The organism is Microcystis sp. M_QC_C_20170808_M9Col (genome assembly GCF_007095495.1).
Taxonomy (GTDB): Bacteria; Cyanobacteriota; Cyanobacteriia; order Cyanobacteriales; family Microcystaceae; genus Microcystis; species Microcystis aeruginosa.
On record NZ_SFBZ01000327.1, the window covers coordinates 1 to 4,990 of the forward strand.

General features: G+C 40.1%; 4 protein-coding genes and 3 pseudogenes. 5 read left to right on the forward strand and 2 right to left on the reverse strand.

Translation table 11 applies throughout. The features are described from left to right. Positions 1-241, forward strand: a pseudogene (locus tag EWV68_RS20955) (RNA-guided endonuclease InsQ/TnpB family protein); the annotation flags it as partial. A 143-nt stretch (positions 242-384) separates the two neighbouring features. On the opposite strand, the gene EWV68_RS20960 reads toward EWV68_RS20955, so the two are convergent. Both EWV68_RS20960 and EWV68_RS20965 read right to left on the reverse strand, forming a co-directional pair. Then, positions 385-1,500 (reverse strand): fatty acid desaturase, encoded by a 1,116-nt coding sequence (locus EWV68_RS20960; protein ID WP_287237663.1) that lies wholly within the window; start codon positions 1,498-1,500, stop codon positions 385-387. Positions 1,501-1,563: 63 nt separating this feature from the next. Further along, the gene (locus EWV68_RS20965; RefSeq protein ID WP_036400907.1) at positions 1,564-1,746 is read right to left on the reverse strand and encodes a hypothetical protein; all 183 of its coding nucleotides are present in this window, start codon (positions 1,744-1,746) and stop codon (positions 1,564-1,566) included. Between the two features lie 158 nt (positions 1,747-1,904). On the opposite strand from EWV68_RS20965, the pseudogene EWV68_RS20970 reads away from it, so the two are divergent. The 4 genes and pseudogenes from EWV68_RS20970 to EWV68_RS20985 all read left to right on the forward strand — a co-directional run. After that, a pseudogene (locus tag EWV68_RS20970) lies at positions 1,905-2,237 on the forward strand (helix-turn-helix domain-containing protein); the annotation flags it as partial. A 105-nt stretch (positions 2,238-2,342) separates the two neighbouring features. Beyond that, the gene (locus EWV68_RS20975) at positions 2,343-3,533 is read left to right on the forward strand and encodes a VMAP-C domain-containing protein (RefSeq protein ID WP_287170926.1); all 1,191 of its coding nucleotides are present in this window, start codon (positions 2,343-2,345) and stop codon (positions 3,531-3,533) included. A 6-nt stretch (positions 3,534-3,539) separates the two neighbouring features. Continuing rightward, the gene (locus tag EWV68_RS20980) at positions 3,540-4,499 is read left to right on the forward strand and encodes an AAA family ATPase (RefSeq protein WP_287170927.1); all 960 of its coding nucleotides are present in this window, start codon (positions 3,540-3,542) and stop codon (positions 4,497-4,499) included. Continuing rightward, positions 4,496-4,990, forward strand: a pseudogene (locus EWV68_RS20985) (formylglycine-generating enzyme family protein); the annotation flags it as partial. The gene EWV68_RS20980 and the pseudogene EWV68_RS20985, both read left to right, overlap by 4 nt.

Consider the following 4,990-nt stretch of genomic DNA (forward strand, 5'->3'; position numbering starts at 1 on the left):
GGACTTAGAGTCTATTCAAAAGCAAAAAAGCTATTTAGGCAAGAGAATTAAAAGAGGACTATTCAGAAGCTCGTCGGGTTATTTCTATGGAGCAGATATTAATGGTTCCTTAAATATTGGAAGAAAGGTAGTCGGAGAGGCCGCCTTTAGCGGGAATCCGATAGAGAGGTTCGTAGTTAACCCAGTACGGGTCAAAGCGTACAAAGCTAATTCTAGATTCAATATTTGCGTACAGAATTAGTAACTATAGAATTAGGTTAATTTAACGCGATGTGCAACTAAAAACGACAGAATCAGGGTTCCAGAGGATACTTTATCTCTGCTGATTTCTGAAAGCCTTGTTGTAAATCAAGACTAAAAATATAGTTGCACACCGAGTTTAATTTAGCTTTTTCCCCTTAAACTAAAACCGACAAAGACGTAGTTTAAAGCGTTTCGGTATCCCCAAACCTCAAGGAATTGATAACGCTGCCATCCTTTCACCGAGCCAGCCTGAAAAGCTCTTAGGGTATATAGTTGGTTAGCCCAGTTGTGATCGTTTGGTGTAGCATGGTGAACACAGTGCGCCCCTAGGCTAACTGGAAGGATGGTCAGCCGGATAAAGACTGCTCCTACTAATTCCGTGGACCATTTTAACCACTCTAACCAGTGGTCTGAGCGCGGGGGGTAAGCACCCAAATATAGGGCAAAAGATTTACCAATTACCTGAGATTTAGCTCCCTCATTCTCATCGGCTTCATAGGCCCAATTATGCTCCGGTAGCTGTTGCAAGAGTGCGGCTGCATAGGTTCCGAGTTGGGTAAATACCGCCCAGAGTAAGCAGATTAAACAAGAATGGGTTAAACCCGCACAAACAGAGGCCAAGAAAAGCACAATCAGGGTAGCTATTTGATAGTTAATGGGAGCTTTAAGGAGATTAGTCAGACGAGCAAGGAAGGTTTCTCCGTAAAACTTGGGAGAGAGTAATAACTTGCCCAAATTTTGCCAATAGAAGGCCTCTTCTTGGGCAAATTCAAAACCTAACTCTTCTACTAGGTAGGGGGTATTCCCCTTGTCATTCATGGTAGCTAGGTTTTTCGGCGGGTGGTGAATTAATAGGTGATCTTTTTTGAACAATGGAAAGGGCTTTTTCCCGGTAATTAAGGTAAGTAAACAACCTAAAAGATGGTTATAAGTGGGATATTGAGGGAAAAAAGCATTATGGGCGCAAAAGTGGGCTATTTCCTGCAATTGAGCCGCTCCAGCTACGGATAACACCCATACTAGGGGGATTAATTGCCAGTGGCTAAGAGCGATCGCTAATCCTCCTATATACTGGAGTATGCCATAGAGTAATTCTAAGGAGGGGGTGCTTTTCCAGAGAGGGGGGGTAAGGTAGTAGCCTGTTAGCCAGTCAAAGAAAGCTTGTACGAGACGATTATCGCTGAGTTGGAGCATCCCTAGGCGTGGATTATCCCTTAAAGCCGATGCTTGTGTTGGGGTGGGTTTTTTGAGTATCATGACAGTAGAAAATAAGTTGTACTGTCCTGAAAATGGTTAAATAACCAAATTCAGGCGGTTTTACTAGCTGTGCAGCTGTTCGATTTCTCGGTAGTGCTGGACTAATTGCCCATCACTAAAAAACGGCTTTGGAGAGATTTCTATCTCGATGGCGAGATTAATTACCCAAGCTTCTTTGGGTACATACCCCAAGCGATTTTTTAGCCTCTGGGTTAGTGATTTAATCTGGTAGTTTGAGATGTACATAAGCTCTGAATTAGACTACACTTTTAGCTTATTTCTAGCCCTTTTAATTGTCGAGGTAGTTTTTGTAGCATTTAGTAGTCAATTTGCCAAAGTATCATTAAGTAGCTAAAAGTAGCATTTTGTGAATTGTATTCTTAAAAGGAGAACCACAAGTACAAATGGGAAATAGAAAACCTAAGTCTAAAAAACCAAGTGATCTGAATGAATCAGATTTTTTGGGCATTGTAATGCAGTTAGTTATAAAAGTAGATAATAAGGGATTATCTGATATACAAAAAATCTTAGTAAATGGATTTCGTCAAGGTTTAACTTATGATGAGATAGCAGAGAAAAATTACTTAAATTCAGAAAATCTTAGGAAAGAAGCAAATAAAAAATTATTTCCCTTGATTTCTAAAGCTCTCACAGAAGCTATGAAAACGCCTATAAAAGTTCAAAAGACCAATTTTATTACATTAATTGAGCATTGGAATGCTATCGATAACAAGGGTATCGGTTCTTCGTTACTTAGTATGGTTCGATAGGGGGGCATAAATCGACTAAATCCTTATCTGGCAAGAGACTTAATTGATTAGTTCGCTCTAGATCAAAAATAATTGACAAAAATCGCCAGTATCTCTGTAGAAAATAGTTTTGTTAAAAGCAAGACAAAAATTAATATATTTACAGAGCTTAAAAATAAATTGTCTGGACAACAACAATCAGAACTGAATCGGATCATAAAGTCTTACTTGCCAGATAATGACAATGCTAATTTTGAAAAAATCATCGATAAAATCATAAATATTCGAGATGATAAAGATTTATTAAGAATACTTTTTAGACTTACTCAAGATAGCAGAATTAATAGCGACACTCGCTCATACATTGAACAAACAATACAGGAGTTAAAGAAACTATTAAATATTACTGACACAGATTACAATGCTTGGACAGCAGAGATAACAGAAATTAATCCAGAACCTGACAATCGAGAAAATATTAACAACTATCTATGTATCAAAATAGAGGAGAGTAAAAGTCAAGTAAATACTTCCCCTGAATATAAATTTGCTGCGTGGTTTCTACAGTTAAATATATCTCAAAGTCAAGGAAATAATTATATACCTCTTCCTGTAGATAGTAGCGTTAGCAAAGATGTTTATACCCAAAAAGATATAACGAACATTTTAACAAAAATTATTGAAGATTGTCATGAGCGAGGAGGTGCAAACTTAAATATTGAATTTTTCACCAATGGTAAGCTACTATATACTAACTTTGAATCTTGGGAATACAATTGCTTTGATAGCCTAACTCAACTTAAGAGAGTATATTTTGTTAATGTTCGCTCTCTTATGAGATTGGAGAATAGATATCGGAATCAACCAGTTTATCAACAGTGGAAAAGTAGATGGGAAAGCTTAAAAAAAACTTCTATAGATACACAAACAGTTAATAACAGCGAGTCCTATTTGTGCCAAGAAACAACTCTATGGAGCAATCTTTGCGCCTCAACTCAAGAGGATTTAGAGCAATTCTTTAAAAGAAGCTTAAAATATGGCATACCTTTAGCCGTTGGGTCGCGCTGTCATGCTCAGGAAGCAATTCACAGAACACAAATTAATACACTCTTACAGGGTATTCAAATCAATCAATTGTCCACAAAAGTTCAAGAGGTGAGGCGACAATCACCAGATAATTTAGAAGATGAACCAGAACATCTAGGACATCATCTATTATGCTTTTTAGAAGACCCTAATCGGATGCCCCCCTTCCACTACTTAACATCTCAGCACCTAGGTTAACTAACTATGAGTTCATGGAAAATCTTTCAAGGCAATCATGAAAAACGCTCAAGGGATAAGATTACTTGGCCAGAAATCCCACCTTGGCGAAGCTTCGCCACCAACAAATCCGAGGAGCGGGGAAAACAACTCATAGTTAACCCTAAAACCATCGAAACCGTAAACGCAGCCATTCACCTACGCCGGCCTATTTTAGTCACAGGGAAACCGGGTACAGGGAAAACCTCCCTAGCCTACGCAATCGCCTACGAATTAGACTTAGGAGAAGTATTAGTCTGGCCAATTAATACCCGCACCACCCTACAAGAGGGATTATACTACTACGACGCGATCGCACGTTTGCAAGATTACCAATTAGAAGAAAAAAAAGACATAGGGCAGTATATCCGCTTGGGTCCCTTGGGGACAGCCCTCTGTCCGAGAAATTATCCCCGGGTACTGCTTATCGATGAGATAGATAAAAGTGACATCGACCTACCCAACGACCTCTTAAACCTTTTTGAAGAGGGAAGATTTGAAATCACCGAACTTTCCCGACTCGCGAAAGATACCGAAAACGAACCAATACCAGTACAAACCCATGACGGTGAATGGGAATCCATCCCCCAAGGTAAGGTAAGCTGCCAACAGTTCCCCATAGTGATTATGACGAGCAACGGCGAGAGGGATTTTCCCCTACCCTTTAAACGTAGATGTCTGCTCTTAGAAATTCCCGACCCCACCCCAGAGGAACTAAAAAAGATAGTAAAAAGCCATTTTGATTATAAAGAAGCCAGTCCCGAAAGTAAAAAAATAGAAGCAGCGATCGCAGAATATGTTAAAAAACGAGAAAAAGGGGAACTAGCAACAGACCAGCTTTTAAACGCCGTCTTTTTGAGCATGGGCCAAGATAAACCCACAGGTGCAGAATTAAAGTCCCTTACCAACCTACTATTTACCTATCTCACCGACACAGGCAATACATGACCCAAACCCTTCCCACACCAGAACTGATTGATAAATTTATCACCTTTGTCAAGGGCAGGGGATGGGACCTAGACAGTTACCAGATAGCTGATAGTTTATGGTGGTATGTTCTCACCCAAGAAGAGGAAGGAAAACCCCAAACCCCTACAGAGCCTAGGGAAGAAAAGAAAGAAACCCCTCCCGCTAAAAACCCCCCCCGGGAGAGTAAAAACGAAACCCAAGAGCCAGCAGCCCCATCCGATGAAGTTCCCTTAATACGCGAGACAGAAGCACAAAAACAGCCTGAGAAGATAGGCGCAGACACCCTACCCATTAGCATCCCCGATGCCAAATTCTGGCGAGAAACCCTAAAATTAGGGCGGGCAGTGCGTCCCCTCATCGAAAATTTGGGTCTGAAACCCCGTCGTTCTACGACGGCTTTACTGTTAAATATTAGCACATTTACGAAATATATGCTAAAATGTGAGGTATGGAAAAAGCCTATTCGTTTC

What these genes read in the sequence shown, in the direction of transcription:
- EWV68_RS20965 (WP_036400907.1), bottom strand. Translation starts at nt 1,746, where the DNA reads ATGTACATCTCAAACTACCAGATTAAATCACTAACCCAGAGGCTAAAA.
- EWV68_RS20980 (WP_287170927.1), top strand. Translation starts at nt 3,540, where the DNA reads ATGAGTTCATGGAAAATCTTTCAAGGCAATCATGAAAAACGCTCAAGG.
- EWV68_RS20960 (WP_287237663.1), bottom strand. Translation starts at nt 1,500, where the DNA reads ATGATACTCAAAAAACCCACCCCAACACAAGCATCGGCTTTAAGGGAT.